The organism is Amycolatopsis sp. NPDC049691 (genome assembly GCF_040675005.1).
Lineage (GTDB): Bacteria > Actinomycetota > Actinomycetes > Mycobacteriales > Pseudonocardiaceae > Amycolatopsis.
On record NZ_JBFANX010000010.1, the window covers coordinates 246,552 to 261,911 of the forward strand.

Below are 15,360 nucleotides of genomic sequence, written 5' to 3' on the forward strand. Positions count from 1 at the left end.
CAGTGGACCTCGATGCGCCGTACCGGCTGAACCCGCTGGTACCCCTCGACGCGCTCGTCCACGAGCACCGGGACGGGTGCCTGTTCAGCGCCCCGGACGTGGTCCGCTTCGCCCGCGCCCTGGCGATGCACGCGACGGCCCGCGACGCGCTCGACGCCGCGGAACTCGCCGAAACCAGCCGGGCGCGGGTGGTGGCGGCGCTGGAACACCTGGCCGCCGCCGGGATCATCGTCACCGACCCGTGAACCGGCGGGTGGCCACCACGACGAGGTGGTGGCCACCCCCGGCTCACGGCCGCGGCGCGTTGCGCAGGTTGGCGCGCGCGAGGTCGACCATCTTGCCGACGCCGCCGTTGAGCACCGTCTTCGTCGCGCCCAGCGCGAACCCGCGCACCATCTCGCCGGTGATCCGCGGCGGGATCGACAGCGCGTTCGGGTCGGTGACCACCTCGACCACCGCCGGGCCCGGGTGGGCGAACGCCTTCTCCAGCGCGCCGCGGACGTCGGCCGGGTCCTCGACCCGGACCGAGAACACCCCGCACGCCGCCGCGATCGCCGCGAAGTTCACCGGCGCGTGGTCGGTGCCGAAGGACGGGAGGCCGTCGACGAGCATCTCCAGCTTCACCATGCCCAGCGTCGCGTTGTTGAACACCACGACCTTCACCGGGACGTCGTAGGCGGGCAGCGTCAGCAGGTCGCCCATCAGCATCGCGAGCCCGCCGTCGCCGGAGAGGGACACGACCTGGCGGCCCGGCTGGGAAAGCTGCGCGCCGATCGCGTGCGGCAGCGCGTTGGCCATGCTGCCGTGCCGGAACGAGCCGAGCACGCGGCGCCGGCCGTTCGGGGTCAGGTAGCGCGCGGCCCAGACGTTGCCCATGCCCGTGTCGACCGTGAACACCGCGTCGTCGGCGGCGACCTCGTCGAGCACCGAGGCGACGTACTCCGGGTGGATCGGACGGCGCTGCTCGATCTTGCCGGTGTACGCGCCGACGACCTTCTCCAGCTTCCGCACGTGTTCGCGCAGCATCCGGTCGAGGAACGCCCGGTCGGTGCGGGACCGCAGCAGCGGCAGGAGGGCACGCAGCGTCTCGCGGACGTCGCCGTGCACCGCCAGGTCCAGCGGTGTGCGCCGGCCGAGGCGCGAGGCGTCGTGGTCGACCTGGATCGTGCGGGCCTGCGGGAGGAAGTTGTCGTACGGGAAGTCCGTGCCCAGCAACACGATCCGGTCGGCCTCGTGCATCGCGTCGTAGCAGGCGCCGTAGCCGAGCAGGCCGCTCATGCCGACGTCGAACGGGTTGTCGAACTGGATCCACTCCTTGCCGCCGAGCGAGTGCCCGACCGGCGCCGCGAGCTTCTCCGCCAGCGCCATGACTTCGTCGTGCGCGCCGCGGACGCCCGCGCCGGCGAACAGCATCACCTTCTCGCCCGAGTTCAGCAGGTCCGCGAGCTCCTGGACGGTCTCCGGCGCAGGCACGGCGGGCGACGGCGTGACCAGCGGGAGGCGCTCGGTCAGCGGGCCGGTGGCCTTGCGGTCGGCGAGGTCGCCGGGGATGGTCAGCACGGCGACGCCGCCCTTGCCGACGGCGGCCTGGGTGGCGATGCGCAGCAGCCGCGGCAGCTGCGCCGGGTCCGCGACGACCTCGCTGAAGTGGCTGCACTCGGCGAAGAGCCGGTCCGGGTGGGTCTCCTGGAAGAAGCCGGTGCCGATCTGGTTCGAGGGGATGTGCGACGCGATCGCGAGCACCGACGCACCGGAGCGGTGGGCGTCGAACAGGCCGTTGATCAGGTGCAGGTTGCCCGGGCCGCAGCTGCCCGCGCACACGGCGAGCTTGCCGGTGACCTGGGCTTCGGCCGCCGCGGCGAAGGCGGCGGTCTCCTCGTGCCGGACGTGCACCCACTCGATGCCGTCGGTGCGGCGGACCGCGTCGACGATCGGGTTGAGGCTGTCGCCGACGATGCCGTAGATGCGCTCGACACCCGCGTCCCGCAGGGTCCTGACCAGTTGTTCTGCCACGGTTGCCATACCTCCAGGGTGGCCCGCCGCGACCGATGCGTCCAATGCCTGATTGGCTGAAAATCCATACACTGGGAGCATGGACGTCCAGACGCTGCGCCTGTTCCGCGAAGTGGCGGGCGGCGCCACCGTCACCGACACCGCCGCGCGGGCGCACCTCACCCAGCCGGCGCTGTCGCGGGCCCTGCGGCGGCTGGAGCACGACGCCGGCGCCGAGCTTTTCCGCCGGTCCGGGCGGGTCCTGCGGCCCACCCCGGCCGGGCACGCGTTCAAGCGGCACGTCGACCTCGTGCTCGACCAGCTCGACCAGGGCTTGCGCGAGGTCGCCGAGATCGTCGACCCGGGCACCGGCGTGGTGCCGCTGGCCTTCCTGCACACGTTCGGCACGTGGCTGGTCCCGTCGGTGCTGAGCGGCTTCCTGCGCGAGCACGCCGGCGCCCGCTTCGAACTGCGCCAGCACGGCGAAGCCGGCCTGGAGGCCGAACTGCTCGACGGCACCGCGGACCTCGTCATCACCAGCGGCGATCCTGGGAACGCGCAGCTGCACTGGGAACGCCTGCTCGTCGAGCCGCTGCGGCTCGCGGTCCCGCCGCACCACCGGCTCGCCGGCCGGCGGCGGGTGCGGCTCGCCGACCTCGCGGACGAGACGTTCATCCTGCTGCGGCCCGGCTACGCCCTGCGCGAGACGACCGAGCGGCTGTGCGCCGAGGCCGGGTTCGCGCCGCGGATCGGGTTCGAGGGCGACGAAGTCGAGACGCTGCGCGGGCTCGTCACCGCCGGGCTCGGCGTTTCGGTGCTGCCGCTGCCGCACACCGCCACGTTCCCGGCGCCGCACCTCGAACTGACCGATGTGGACGCTGCCCGCGACATCGGCCTCGCCTGGGCGGCCGGGCGAACTCTCCCGCCGCTCAGCGAAACCTTCCGGCAGTACGTCCTCGACCGTCCACAAGGGACTATGTGAGAAGCGCCGTAGGACCAGGCGGTTTTCCCGCGGGTGTGCCAGGGTGGGGACATGGCCGCGCTGAGATCCTTCCTGACGTCCTGGACCTCCGTCACGCCGGTGCTCGGGATCGTGGTGCTGGCACTGGCCTGGGGCCGTGACCTCGGCCCGGTGTTCGTGGTGGTCGTCGCGGTCGCGCTGGGCGCGACCGTGCTGGCCGCGGTGCACCACGCGGAGGTCGTCGCGCACCGCGTCGGCGAGCCGTTCGGGTCGCTGGTGCTCGCGGTCGCGGTCACCGTCATCGAGGTCGCGCTGATCGTCACGATGATGGTCTCCGGCGGCCCGGAAGCCGGGTCGCTGGCGCGGGACACGGTGTTCGCCGCCGTGATGATCACGACCAACGGCATCGTCGGCATCTCCCTGCTCGTCGGCGCGCGGCGGTACGGCTCGACGCTGTTCAACCCCGAAGGCAGCGGGGCCGCGTTGGCGACGGTCGCGACGCTGGCGTCGCTGAGCCTGGTCCTGCCGACGTTCACCTCCAGCACGCCGGGGCCGGCCTTCTCCCCCGCGCAGCTGACGTTCGCCGCGCTCGCGTCGCTGGCGCTGTACGGGACGTTCGTGCTGACGCAGACCGTGCGCCACCGCGACTTCTTCCTCCCGGTGGCGGCCGACGGCGAGGTCAAGGAGGACGACCACGCCGAGCCGCCGTCGAACCGGGCGGCGCTGGGCAGCCTCGCGCTGCTGCTGGTGGCGCTGGTCGCGGTGGTCGGCCTGGCGAAGGTGGAGTCCCCGGCGATCGAGGCGGGCGTGCGCGCGGCCGGGTTCCCGCAGTCGTTCGTCGGCGTGGTGATCGCGTTGCTGGTGCTGCTGCCGGAGACGCTGGCGGCGACGCGGGCGGCGCAGCGCGACCGGATGCAGATCAGCCTCAACCTGGCCTACGGCTCGGCGATCGCGAGCATCGGCCTGACGATCCCGGCGATCGCGCTGGCGTCGGTGTGGCTGCCGGTCCAGCTGCTGCTGGGGCTGGGGTCGACGCAGATCGTGCTGCTGGCGCTGACGGTGGTGGTGAGCGTGTTGACGGTGGTCCCGGGCCGGGCGACGCGCCTGCAGGGCGGCGTGCACCTGGTGCTGCTGGCGGGATTCCTGGTGCTGGCCGTCAATCCGTGAGCCGAGCCTCGTCCCGGGTCGGCTGGAACAGCTCGACGGGGTTGCCGGAAGGATCGTCGACGAGCACCTGGTCCCCGCCGACACCGTGGACGACGTCCCCGCGCAGCCGCACCCCGGCAGCGGTGAGCCGGTCGACCTCGGCGGCGAGGTCGTCGACCTCGAGGGTGAACCGGTTCCACCCGCCGGGCTCCGGCGTGACCCCGCCGACCGCGGACCCGCCGCCCGGGCCGCCGCCGGGCGCGGAGAGCAGCAGCCGGAGGTCGCCCCGGGTCAGCATCGCGAACCCGGGCGCGGGGTGCATCCGCTCGGTGAACCCGAGGTACCCGCAGTAGAAGGAGATCGCGGCATCGACGTCGTCGACGACGTACCGGACGCTCACGGTGGCCATGGCGTCCAGCACAGCACAGCGGCGGCGCGGAGGCCAGGCCTCGTCACGGCGTCGTCCGGACCTCGATCCCCACCACGCACGTGTCGTCGTCCGTGTCGGCCGTGCTGTACGTCAGCAGCGTGTCCAGCTGGTTCTCCAGGCCTCCGTCGTGGCCCTTCACCAGCGACACCAACCGGGCCACCGTCTCCTGGACCGGCCGGTCCCGCCTCTCGATCAGCCCGTCCGTGTAGATCAGCAGGATGTCGCCCTCGTCGAGCTGCAGCTCCTCCTCCTGGTACTCGACGTCCCGCACCGCGCCCAGCAGAGAGCCGCGGATCAGGGGCAGCGTCGTCGCGCCGCCGTCGCGGTGGCGGACGATCGGGGGCAGGTGCCCCGCGCGGGCCCAGCGGAGCTTGCGGTGCGCCGGGTCGTACACCGCCGCCACCGCCGTCGCCGTCACGTGGTCGGTCAGGTGGTAGGCCACCAGGTTCAGCCACGTCAGCAGCTGCGCCGGCCCCGCGCCCGTCGCCGCCAGGCCGCGCAGCGCGTTGCGGAGGCTCACCATCCCGGTCGCCGCGTCGATGCCGTGCCCGGCGACGTCGCCGACGCACAGCAGGACCTCGCCCGTCGGCAGCGCCACCGCGTCGTACCAGTCGCCGCCGACCAGGTGCTCCTTCTCCGCCGGGCGGTAGCGGACCGCCGCGCGCAGGCCGGGCATCTCGATCGGGCCCTTCGCCGGCGGCATGATCGCGTGCTGCAGCTGCAGCGCCAGCCGGTTGCGCTCGATCGCCTGCTGCTCGGTCTCGGCCAGCCGGTCGCGGGTCGCCGCGAGCGCCACCTCGGTCCAGTGCTGCGCCGAGACGTCCTGGTACGCCCCGCGGACCGCGACGAGCTCGCCGCGGCTGTCCACGACCGGCTCGGCGACCACCCGGATGTACCGGGCGACGCCGTCGGAGCGCTGCAGCCGGAACGCCGTCGACGACGGGCGCCGGTGGTGCAGCACCGCGCGCAGGAACCGGCCGATGGCCTGCGCGTCGTCCGGGTGCGCGTGCGCGGCCAGTTCGTGCAGCGACAGCGGGGCCGCCGTGGCGGGGAGGCCGTACAGCGAGAACAGCTCGGTGTTCCAGGTGATCGCGCCGGTCACGACGTTCTCTTCGAACCCGCCGATCCGGCCGAGGCGCTGGGCGTGCTGCAGCAGCACGGCGAGCTTCGCCGCGTCGTCCTGGATGCGCAGGATCAGCAGCACGTTGCCGGCGAACCGGGTCAGGCTGATGTCGGTCAGCACGGTCAGCGGCACCTTGTCGACCAGGGTGGTGATCGCCATGCTGTCGGCGCGGAACGGCTCGCCGGTCGCGTAGACGCGCTGGATCATGTCCAGCAGGCCGCTCTCCTCGGCGGCCAGCGGGTAGGTCTCCAGCAGCCGGGTGCCGACGATCCGGCTGCGCGGCCGCCCGCCGGGGTCGGCGAACCGGACGTTGGCGTGGTGGATCCGGAAGTCGCTCAGCCTGCCGCCGTCCAGGCACGGCGAGAGCAGCACGGCCGGGTCGTGCAGGCCGTCGACGAAGTCCACCAGCTCGCCGAGGAAGTCCCCCGAGCCGTCGGCCGCCACCGGTGCGATCACGCCGTCCCAGGTGTCGAGCGTGTGCGCGCACAGCTCGGCCAGCGCCTCCAGCTGACGGCGCAGCCGCCCCGGTTCCGGGGGCAGGGGTTCGGGCCAGCACATCTCGACGACGCCGATGATCCGGCCGCCGGTGCCGGTGGGCACCGCGACCCGGCCGCCCTGCCCCAGCGTGTGCTGCCCGACCGACGGGAGCCCGCCGCCGGCCAGGGTCGGGAACCAGACCGTGTCGCGCTCGATCAGCGCGCTGCGGGCGGGGGTCGCGACCCCGGGCGGGACGTACCGCCAGCGCGCGGCTTCCTCGGCGGAGAACCCCGCCGAACCGGCCAGGGTCAGCGATCCGTCGGGCCCGGCGAGCCACACCGCGACCGCCGTCGCGCCGAGCGGCCGCAGCGCGTGCTCCAAAATGGACTCCGCGACGCGCTGGGTGTCCCCGGCCGCGAGGACACCGCTTTCGGCGGTGCGCAACCGGACCGCGACGGAGTCCTCGCCTTCCGCGCGGGCCAGGAACTCCTGCGTCACCTCGCTGATCCGGTCTTCGGCGGCCTCGCCGACGACGTCCGCGGCGAACTCCAGCGGGGTCAGCCCCGCCCGCTCGGCGAGGGTCTCCAGCTGCCGCGCGGCGTCGGACGGCGTGCAGTGCAGGCGTTCCATCAGGACGCCCTTGGCCAGTTCGATCAGCGCGCGGCCGTCGGCGACGGCGTGCGCGTGGTCGACCTCGCCGCGCAGCCGGGCGACGGTGTCGGCGAGGCGGGCCAGGTTCGCGGACACCTCGGCCGGCGGCGCCAGCACCGGGAGCGTCTCCTCTTCGGCGGTCACCCGATCACGCCGTCACGTGCCGCTTGATGCGGGCGATCAGGTCGTCCGCGTCGACCGGCTTGGTCACGTAGTCGGTGGCGCCCGAGGCGAGGCTCTTCTCGCGGTCGCCCGGCATCGCCTTCGCCGTCACCGCGACGATCGGGATGCCCGCGTGCTCCGGCATCGCGCGGATCTTCGCGGTCGCGGTGTAGCCGTCCATCTCCGGCATCATCACGTCCATCAGGATCAGGTCGATGCCCGGGTGCGAAGCCACCGTCTCGACGCCCTTGCGGCCGTCCTCGGCGTGCAGCACCTGCATGCCGTGCAGCTCCAGGATCCCGGTCAGCGCGTAGACGTTGCGCGGGTCGTCGTCGACGATCAGCACCGTGCGCCCGGCCAGTGCGGTGTCGACGTCGGCGGCCCGCACCGGCGCGGGCGGTTCGTCCGGGCGGACCAGCGGCAGCACCGCGCCGGGCTCCTCCGCCGACAGGTGCAGCGCGATCCGCTCGCGCAGTTCGTCCAGTCCGGACAGCACTTCCAGCGACTGCACATCGGCGCGGGACTGCACCAGCTGCTCCAGCTCACCGTCGAGGCGGCGGCTGTTGTGCGCGAGTACCGGCACCAGCCGCAGCGCGCTGTCGCCCTGCATCGCGTCGAGGAAGCCGAACGCCGTGCGGTCGGGCAGGTCCAGGTCCAGCACGACGCAGTGGAAGGCGTCGGTGGCGAGCGCGGCCGCCGCCTCCTCGGTGCCGACCGCGGTGACGACTTCGACGTCGGCGGGCGAGATGCCGATGTCCCGGCTGTCGGCCAGGTCCGCCGCGGCGCTTTCGGCGACCAGCGTCAGCAGCCCGTGCTGGCGTTCCTCCACGACCAGCAGCCGCCGGTGGGCCCGCGGCGCCGAGGTCGTGACGGCGACGCCGGTTTCGCCGGCCGTGACGGCGGTGCCGGGGTGCTCGCCCGCCGGCAGCGGCGCGAAGTCCGGCCGCGCGACCGGCAGCGAGAACGTGAACGAACTGCCCTCGCCGGGCGTGCTCTCGGCGGTGATGACGCCGCCGAGCAGCTGGGCGATTTCCCGGCTGATCGACAGGCCGAGGCCGGTGCCGCCGTACTTGCGGCTGGTGGTGCCGTCGGCCTGCTGGAACGCGCCGAAGATCGACTCCAGCTGGTGCTCGGCGATGCCGATCCCGGTGTCGGTGACCCGGAAGGCGACGGCGGGCCCGTGCGCGCGCAGCGGCCGGGGCAGGGCGTCCGGGTCGACCGGTTCGATGTGCAGCTCGATCCCGCCGACCTCGGTGAACTTCACCGCGTTGGACAGCAGGTTGCGCAGCACCTGCCGCAGCCGCGAGTCGTCGGTGAGCAGCTCGGTGGGCGAGCCGGGGGCGACGGTGATCCGGAAGTCGAGGTTGCGCTGCGAGGTCATCGGCCGGAACGTCGCCTCGACGTAGTCCAGCAGGCCGCGCAGCGACACCTGTTCCGGGGTGACGTCCATCTTCCCGGCCTCGACCTTCGACAGGTCGAGGATGTCGTTGATCAGCTGCAGCAGGTCCGACCCGGCGGAGTGGATGATGCCCGCGTACTCGACCTGCTTCGCGGTGAGGTTGCGGGTCGGGTTCTGCGCGAGCAGCTGGGCGAGGATCAGCAGGCTGTTGAGCGGGGTGCGCAGCTCGTGGCTCATGTTGGCCAGGAACTCCGACTTGTACTTCGACGCCAGCGTCAGCTGCTGCGCGCGGGCCTCCAGCTCCTGGCGGGCCTGCTCGATCTCCAGGTTCTTCGTCTCGATGTCGCGGTTCTGCGTGACCAGCAGGGCCGCCTTCTCCTCCAGCTCGGCGTTGGACGACTGGAGTTCCTCCTGCCGCGCCTGGAGTTCCTCCGAGCGGGCCTGCAGCTCGGCGGTGAGCCGCTGCGACTCGCCGAGCAGCTCGTCGGTGCGGGCGTTGGCGACGATGCTGTTGACGTTGACGCCGATTTGCTCCATCAGCAGCTCGAGGAACGCCCGGTGCACCTCGGTGAAGCCGTGCACCGACGCCAGTTCGAGCACGCCGAGCACCTGGTCCTCGACCACGATCGGCAGCACGATCAGCCCGGCCGGCGCGGTGCTGCCGAGCCCGGAGGAGATGGTGGCGTAGCCGGGCGGCACGTCGTCGACGACGATCGGGCGGCGGCTGCGCGCGGCCTGCCCGACCAGCGACTGGCCGACCCGGAACCGGACCGCGGGACCGTCGCCGTCGTCCGGGTGGCCGTAGGCGCCGACCAGCCGCAGCTCGGGCACCTCGGTCGTGTCGTCGGCCAGGTAGAACGCGCCGTACTGGGCGTTGACCAGCGGGACCAGCTCGTCCATCACCGCGGCCGCGACGACCGCGAGGTCGCGGCGGCCCTGCATCAGCCCGGTGATGGTGGCCAGGTTGGACTTGAGCCAGTCCTGCTCCTGGTTCGCCCGCGTCGTCTCGCGCAGCGACTCCACCATCGAGTTGATGTTGTCCTTCAGCTCGGCGACCTCGCCGGAGGCGTCGACGGTGATCGAGCGGGTCAGGTCGCCCTCGGCCACGGCGCTGGTGACCTCGGCGATCGCGCGGACCTGCCGGGTGAGGTTCCCGGCCAGCTCGTTGACGTTCTCCGTCAGCCGCTTCCAGGTGCCCGACACGCCTTCGACCTCGGCCTGGCCACCGAGGCGGCCTTCGCTGCCGACCTCGCGCGCCACGCGCGTGACCTCCGCGGCGAACGCCGAGAGCTGGTCGACCATCGTGTTGATCGTGGTCTTGAGCTCGAGGATCTCGCCGCGGGCGTCGACGTCGATCTTGCGCGTCAGGTCGCCCTGGGCGACGGCGGTGGTCACCTGGGCGATGTTGCGGACCTGCCCGGTGAGGTTGTTCGCCATCGAGTTGACGTTGTCGGTGAGGTCCTTCCACGTGCCGGCGACGTTCGGCACGCGGGCCTGGCCGCCGAGCATGCCCTCGGTGCCCACCTCGCGGGCCACGCGGGTGACCTCGTCCGCGAACGCCGAGAGCGTGTCGACCATCGTGTTGATGACGTCGGCCAGCGCGGCGACCTCGCCCTTGGCCTCGACGGTGATCTTCCGCGACAGGTCACCGCGCGCGACCGCCGTCGCGACCTGGGCGATCGACCGGACCTGGCCGGTCAGGTTGGACGCCATCACGTTGACGTTGTCGGTCAGGTTCTTCCACGTCCCGGACACGCCGCGGACCGTGGCCTGGCCGCCGAGGTTGCCTTCGGTGCCGACCTCGCGGGCGACGCGGGTGACCTCGTCGGCGAACGCGGACAGCTGGTCGACCATCGTGTTGATGGTCTCCTTCAGCTCCAGGATCTCGCCGCGGGCGTCGACCCGGATCTTCTGCGACAGGTCACCGCGGGCGACCGCGGTGGTGACCTGGGCGATCGAGCGGACCTGCGCGGTGAGGTTGTCGGCCATGACGTTGACCGACTCGGTGAGGTCCTTCCAGGTGCCGGAGACGCCCTTGACGTCGGCCTGGCCACCGAGGCGCCCCTCGGTGCCCACCTCGCGGGCCACCCGGGTGACCTCGTCCGCGAACGCGGACAGCTGATCCACCATCGTGTTCAGCGTGTCCTTGAGCTCCAGGACCTCGCCGCGGGCGGTCACGTTGATCTTCTGGGACAGGTCGCCCTTCGCGACCGCCGTGGCGACCTGGGCGATGTTGCGGACCTGGTCGGTCAGGTTGCCCGCCATGAAGTTCACCGAGTCGGTGAGGTCGCGCCAGGTGCCGGAGACGCCCTTGACGTCGGCCTGACCGCCCAGCCTGCCTTCGGTGCCGACTTCTCGCGCGACGCGGGTGACCTCGTCCGCGAACGACGACAGCTGGTCCACCATCGTGTTGATCGTGCTCTTGAGTTCGAGGATCTCGCCCCGGGCGTCGACGGTGATCTTCTGCGACAGGTCGCCCTTCGCGACCGCGGTGGTCACCTGGGCGACGTTGCGGACCTGGTCGGTCAGGTTCCCGGCCATGAAGTTCACCGAGTCGGTGAGGTCGCGCCAGACGCCGCCGACGCCGGGCACCTGGGCCTGGCCGCCGAGCCGGCCTTCACTGCCGACCTCGCGCGCCACCCGGGTGACCTCGTCCGCGAACGACGACAGCTGGTCCACCATCGTGTTGACGGTGTCCTTGAGCTCGAGGATCTCGCCCCGGGCGTCGACGTCGATCTTCTGCGACAGGTCGCCCTTGGCCACCGCGGTCGCGACCTGGGCGATGTCGCGGACCTGGGTGGTCAGGTTGCCGGCCATGGCGTTCACCGAATCGGTGAGGTCCTTCCACGTGCCGGACACGCCGGGCACCTTCGCCTGGCCGCCCAGCTGCCCCTCGCTGCCGACCTCGCGGGCGACGCGGGTGACCTCGGAGGTGAACAGCGACAGCTGGTCGGCCATGCCGTTGAAGACCGTCGCGATCTCCCCGAGCAGCCCGTCGGTGCCGCCCGGCAGCCGGATGCCGAAGTCGCCGTCGCGTACCGCGGTCAGGCCCGCCAGCAGGCGGCGCAGTTCCTGCTCCCCCGCCTCGCCGACGCCTGCGACCGCGCCGTTGGCACCCGGGCGCGTCCCCTCGGCCATTGCCCCACCCATCCGCCACCCGTTTCTCCGCACGTCGGCGCCGGGGGCGCCGTCCCGGCGACCACACCGGATGGCCCAGCATAGTGCAGCTGCACTATGCTGAAGGGCAACGGTTGAGCAACCAGCCGCGCCCGTGCCCGCGCGTGCTCCCCAGGCGGTCCTCCACAGCTTTTCTTTCTCCCCCAGGCCATTCGGCCGCATTGACCCGTTCGGCTGAACGCCGGCGACAGGGGTCCCGGCGACGTCGGCTCAGCCGCGGCGCCGGTTTCGCCATGCCCATTTACCGTCCACAACGGACACTCCACAGTGGAATGTGGGGACCCGCGTCAGAGCCAGTCCTTCTTCTTGAAGAGCGTGTACAGACCGACCGACAGCACCAGCATCACGACCGTCGAAACCCAGAAGCCGATCGTCGTGCCGTTGCCGGGGTAGGGGACGTTCTGGCCGTAGAAGCCGGTCACCGCCGTCGGCACCGCGATCACCGCCGCCCACCCGGTGACCTTCTTCATGATCAGGTTCAGCCGGTCGCTCTGCAGGTTCAGCTGGGTCTCCCGGACCGTCGTCAGGCGTTCGCGCAGCGCCTCGGCGTGCTCGGCGGCCTGCCGCGCGTGGTCGTGGACGTCCTCGAAGTACGGGCGGGTGGTGTCGTCGGCCAGCCGCAGGTCCGGGCGCAGCAACGAGCCGACGACGTCGGGCACGGGTCCCACCACCCGGCGCAGCGCGGTCAGGTTCCTGCGGAGCCGGAACGAGCGCCGCTGCAGCTCGGCGGTGTCCGGGCGGTCGTCGAAGACCAGGTCCTCCAGCTCCTCGACCTCGTCGTCGAGCGCCTGGACGGCGTCGAAGTGGCCGTCCACTACGTAGTCGAGGAGGCCGTGCAGCAGGAAGGGCACCCCGGACTTCGCCAGGTCCGGCGCCTGGTCCCAGCGGCGCGTGACGCCCTCGATGGCGAACCCGTCGTCCTTGCGGACGGTCACCAGCGCGCGCGGCGTGATGAAGACGGCGAGCTCGTGGGTCGTCGTGCGCTCGCTCGCGGCGTCGAACCGGACCGCGTAGGCGGTGAGGAAGGCGTGGCCGTCGTAGCGGTCGAGCTTGGGTCGCTGGTGTTCCTGAACGGCGTCCTCGACGGCGAGCCGGTGCAGGCCGAGTTCGCCGGCGAGCTCGGCCAGGTCCGCTTCGGACGGCTCGCAGAGGTCGACCCAGACGGCGGTGTCCGGTTCGGCCAGGAAGTCGGAGACGTCCGCCATCGGGAAGTCTTCCTCGAGCAGTACGCCGTCGCGGTAGGCCCGGGTTTTCGTCATGCCACCGGGTGCCCGGCGGCGAGCGCGTTCACACGGCCGGGGCTTTCCGCGCTTTTGTAGAGGTCGTTCGTAGAGGTTGTCGCTGTCGCCCGCCGCCGCCCGCCGCGAAGATCGGTGCTGCCGCCATCCCCGACGCGAAGGGCACCGGTGAGAGCCGCCCGCAGAACCCTTCTCGCCGCGCTCGCCGCCGTTGCCCTGCTCACCGGGGCGCCCGCCGCCGCGGCGGCCCCCGCGCGGGTCCTGCTCGTGTCGCGGATTCGCGACACCGTCACCATCCGCTGCGCCGACCACGGCGGCAAGGTGGTCTGCCGACCGGTGCACCGGGCGCGGCCCTACCTGGCCGTCGCCTTCACAACCGCGCCAGCTCCGCCCGGACCGCGGCCGCGCGCTCCGCACCGCCGTACTCCCCCAGCAGCGCCAGGGCTTCCGTGAGCACCTCCCGGGCCCGGTCGCGCTCGTCCCGGCCGGCGTACGCGCGGCCCAGCTCGGCCAGCGTCATCGCCTCGTACAGCCGCACTCCGGCCTCGCGCCAGAGGGCGACGCTGCGGCTCAGCTCGTCGATCGCGGCGTCGAACCGGCCCAGCTCGCGGTGCACGATCCCGAGCCGCATCCGGCCGTAGGCCGTGCCGCGCACGTCTCCGGTGTCCTCGCCGACCGCCACCGCTTCGCTCGCGTACGCCAGTTCGCGCGCGCGGTCGCCTTGGCGCCCGTACAGCACGGCCAGGTTGACCAGGTTCAGCGTCTCGACGTGGCGCAGCCCGAGCGACCGGTTGAGCGCCAGGCTCCGCTCGCCGAAGCCGATGGCCGTCTCGACGTCCTCGCCGAGGCCGTAGACGAAGCAGAGGTTGTTGAGGGTGCCCGCCAGCTGACGCTCGTCGCCGATCGCCTCCCAGTCGGCGAGGCTCCGGCGGAGCAGCGCGTGCGAGCGCCGGAAGCCGGCCGCCTCGCCCCCGCTCGCCAGTTCCGCTTCGGCGACGCCGAGGTCGTTGCGCAGGGTCGCGGCCGCGACCGGGTCGACGCCGTCGACGAGCTCCAGCGCGACCTCGTCGACCTGGATGGCGTCCCGCCAGCGGGCCCGCGCGCGGTGGTACTCGTAGAGGCCGAGCCCGACGGCGGCGATCGCATCGGGTGGCACGCCGGGGGTGGCGGCGGCCTGCCGCACGACGGTGACGAGGTGGGCCTGGTGCCGGTCGAGCCAGGCGAACACCTCCTCCGCGGAGCCGGGTCCGCCGGCGGCCCACCGCCCGGCCGCCCAGTCGTGGCGGTGCGAGGCCGCCGAGACGAGCGCCATGCTCCGCCAGGCCATCGCCGCGCAGAGCTCGACGACGCGGGTGATCGCGGCGGCCCGCTCACCCGGTGGGGCCAGCTCCCGGCCGTAGAGCCGGAGCAGGTCGTGCAGCCGGTACCACCCTGGAGCGGGCGTGGTCAGCAGGTGCTCGTCGGTGAGGCGGTCGAGCAGCTTCTCCGTCTCGGCTTCGGGCGCGTCGAGCAGCCGGCTCGCGACGGGCACCGACAGCTCCGGGACGTCGAGCAGCGACAGCAGCGGGTACGCGCGGGCGGCGGTTTCGTCCAGCGCGCCGACGGCCAGGGCGAAGCCGGCGCGGACGCCCGTTTCGTCGAGGCGGCGGTGTTCGTCGTCGAGCCGGTGCGCGAGGTGGGCGACCGGCCAGCGCGGCCGCGTCGCCAGCCGCGCGCCGACGAGGTGCAGGGCCAGCGGCAGGTACCCGCACAGGCGCGCGACCCGGCGCGCGGCGGCGGGTTCGGCCGCGACGCGCTCGGCGCCGATCTCGGCCGCGAGCAGGCGGAGCGCGTCCGCCTCGGGCAGGACGTCCAGCAGCACCTGGTGCGCCTGCGGCAGGTCCGGCAGGGCGGCCCGGCTGGTGACGATGGCACCGGAGCCGCCGGCGCCGGGCAGCAGCGGTGCGACGTGCGCGGCGTCGCGGGCGTTGTCGAGCAGGAGCAGGACGCGTTTCGAGGCGAGCAGCGTCCGGAAGCGGGCGGCCGCGGAGTCGAGCGACAGCGGCTTCGGCGGTTCGTCGCCGAGTTCGCGGATGAGCCGGTCGAGCAGGTCGAGGGGGTCCGGCGGGTCGGCGGCGTGGCCGCGCAGGTCGAGGTGGAGCGAGCCGTCGGGGAAGCGCCGGGTGAGCCGGTGGCCGGCTTCGAGGGCGAGGGCGGTCTTGCCGACACCGGCCATCCCGCCGATCGCGACGACGACGCTGCCCGGGGACTCGAAGAGGGCGAGGACGCGGCCGAGTTCGGCGTCGCGGCCGGTGAAGACGGCGATCCCGCCGGGCAGCTCCCGCGGGACGACCTTCGCGGCCGCGGGTTTCGGAGGCCGCTCGGCCGCTCGGGCGAAGTCGTCGCGCTCGGTGCCGGCGAGGCCGAGGGCGTCGGCGAGCCGGTCGAGGGTGTCGCGGTGCGGGAAGCGCCGGTCGCCGCGTTCCAGCGCGCCGACGGCCTGGCCGCTGAGCCCGGACTTCTCGGCGAGCGCCTCCTGGGTGAGCCCCGCCGCGCGCCGGAGCCGGCGCAGCCGGGTACCGAACGAGTCCATCCCGCCCCTCCTCCCCGCCAGGAGGATCACAC

At 73.0% G+C, this 15,360-nt stretch carries 9 protein-coding genes; 3 read left to right on the forward strand and 6 right to left on the reverse strand.

The genetic code is table 11. The annotated features are described in order from the left end of the window. The first annotated feature begins 2 nt into the window (after positions 1-2). On the forward strand, positions 3-245 hold the full coding sequence (locus AB0J40_RS24190) for a hypothetical protein (protein WP_364456698.1): 243 nt from the start codon (positions 3-5) through the stop codon (positions 243-245). A 43-nt stretch (positions 246-288) separates the two neighbouring features. Here the strand turns inward: AB0J40_RS24190 and AB0J40_RS24195 are convergent, their stop codons facing one another. Further along, complete coding sequence (locus AB0J40_RS24195) at positions 289-2,022, reverse strand: pyruvate dehydrogenase (RefSeq protein WP_364456700.1); 1,734 nt, start codon at positions 2,020-2,022, stop codon at positions 289-291. A gap of 70 nt (positions 2,023-2,092) precedes the next feature. Here AB0J40_RS24195 and AB0J40_RS24200 point away from each other — a divergent pair, with 70 nt between their 5' ends. Then, positions 2,093-2,974, forward strand: a complete 882-nt coding sequence (locus AB0J40_RS24200) for a LysR family transcriptional regulator (protein ID WP_364456702.1) — start codon at positions 2,093-2,095, stop codon at positions 2,972-2,974. Positions 2,975-3,025: 51 nt separating this feature from the next. Next, positions 3,026-4,120 (forward strand): ionic transporter y4hA, encoded by a 1,095-nt coding sequence (locus AB0J40_RS24205; RefSeq protein ID WP_364456704.1) that lies wholly within the window; start codon positions 3,026-3,028, stop codon positions 4,118-4,120. Here the strand turns inward: AB0J40_RS24205 and AB0J40_RS24210 are convergent. From AB0J40_RS24210 to AB0J40_RS24230, 5 genes are all read right to left on the reverse strand, one after another. Beyond that, entirely contained in the window at positions 4,110-4,508 is a 399-nt protein-coding gene (locus AB0J40_RS24210; RefSeq protein WP_364456706.1) for a VOC family protein, read from the reverse strand. The genes AB0J40_RS24205 and AB0J40_RS24210 overlap by 11 nt on opposite strands. A 43-nt stretch (positions 4,509-4,551) precedes the next feature. Next, positions 4,552-6,924, reverse strand: coding sequence for a SpoIIE family protein phosphatase (locus AB0J40_RS24215; protein ID WP_364456708.1), 2,373 nt, complete (start codon positions 6,922-6,924; stop codon positions 4,552-4,554). A 4-nt stretch (positions 6,925-6,928) separates the two neighbouring features. Next, a complete protein-coding gene (locus AB0J40_RS24220; protein WP_364456710.1) occupies positions 6,929-11,479 on the reverse strand; it encodes a HAMP domain-containing protein in 4,551 nt (1,516 codons plus the stop codon). Between the two features lie 326 nt (positions 11,480-11,805). Further along, the gene (locus AB0J40_RS24225; protein WP_364456711.1) at positions 11,806-12,777 is read right to left on the reverse strand and encodes a magnesium transporter CorA family protein; all 972 of its coding nucleotides are present in this window, start codon (positions 12,775-12,777) and stop codon (positions 11,806-11,808) included. Between the two features lie 349 nt (positions 12,778-13,126). Then, a complete protein-coding gene (locus tag AB0J40_RS24230; protein WP_364456713.1) occupies positions 13,127-15,328 on the reverse strand; it encodes a helix-turn-helix domain-containing protein in 2,202 nt (733 codons plus the stop codon). Positions 15,329-15,360: the final 32 nt, after the last annotated feature.

What these genes read in the sequence shown, in the direction of transcription:
- AB0J40_RS24195 (WP_364456700.1), bottom strand. Translation starts at nt 2,022, where the DNA reads ATGGCAACCGTGGCAGAACAACTGGTCAGGACCCTGCGGGACGCGGGT.
- AB0J40_RS24200 (WP_364456702.1), top strand. Translation starts at nt 2,093, where the DNA reads ATGGACGTCCAGACGCTGCGCCTGTTCCGCGAAGTGGCGGGCGGCGCC.
- AB0J40_RS24205 (WP_364456704.1), top strand. Translation starts at nt 3,026, where the DNA reads ATGGCCGCGCTGAGATCCTTCCTGACGTCCTGGACCTCCGTCACGCCG.
- AB0J40_RS24210 (WP_364456706.1), bottom strand. Translation starts at nt 4,508, where the DNA reads ATGGCCACCGTGAGCGTCCGGTACGTCGTCGACGACGTCGATGCCGCG.
- AB0J40_RS24220 (WP_364456710.1), bottom strand. Translation starts at nt 11,479, where the DNA reads ATGGCCGAGGGGACGCGCCCGGGTGCCAACGGCGCGGTCGCAGGCGTC.
- AB0J40_RS24225 (WP_364456711.1), bottom strand. Translation starts at nt 12,777, where the DNA reads ATGACGAAAACCCGGGCCTACCGCGACGGCGTACTGCTCGAGGAAGAC.
- AB0J40_RS24230 (WP_364456713.1), bottom strand. Translation starts at nt 15,328, where the DNA reads ATGGACTCGTTCGGTACCCGGCTGCGCCGGCTCCGGCGCGCGGCGGGG.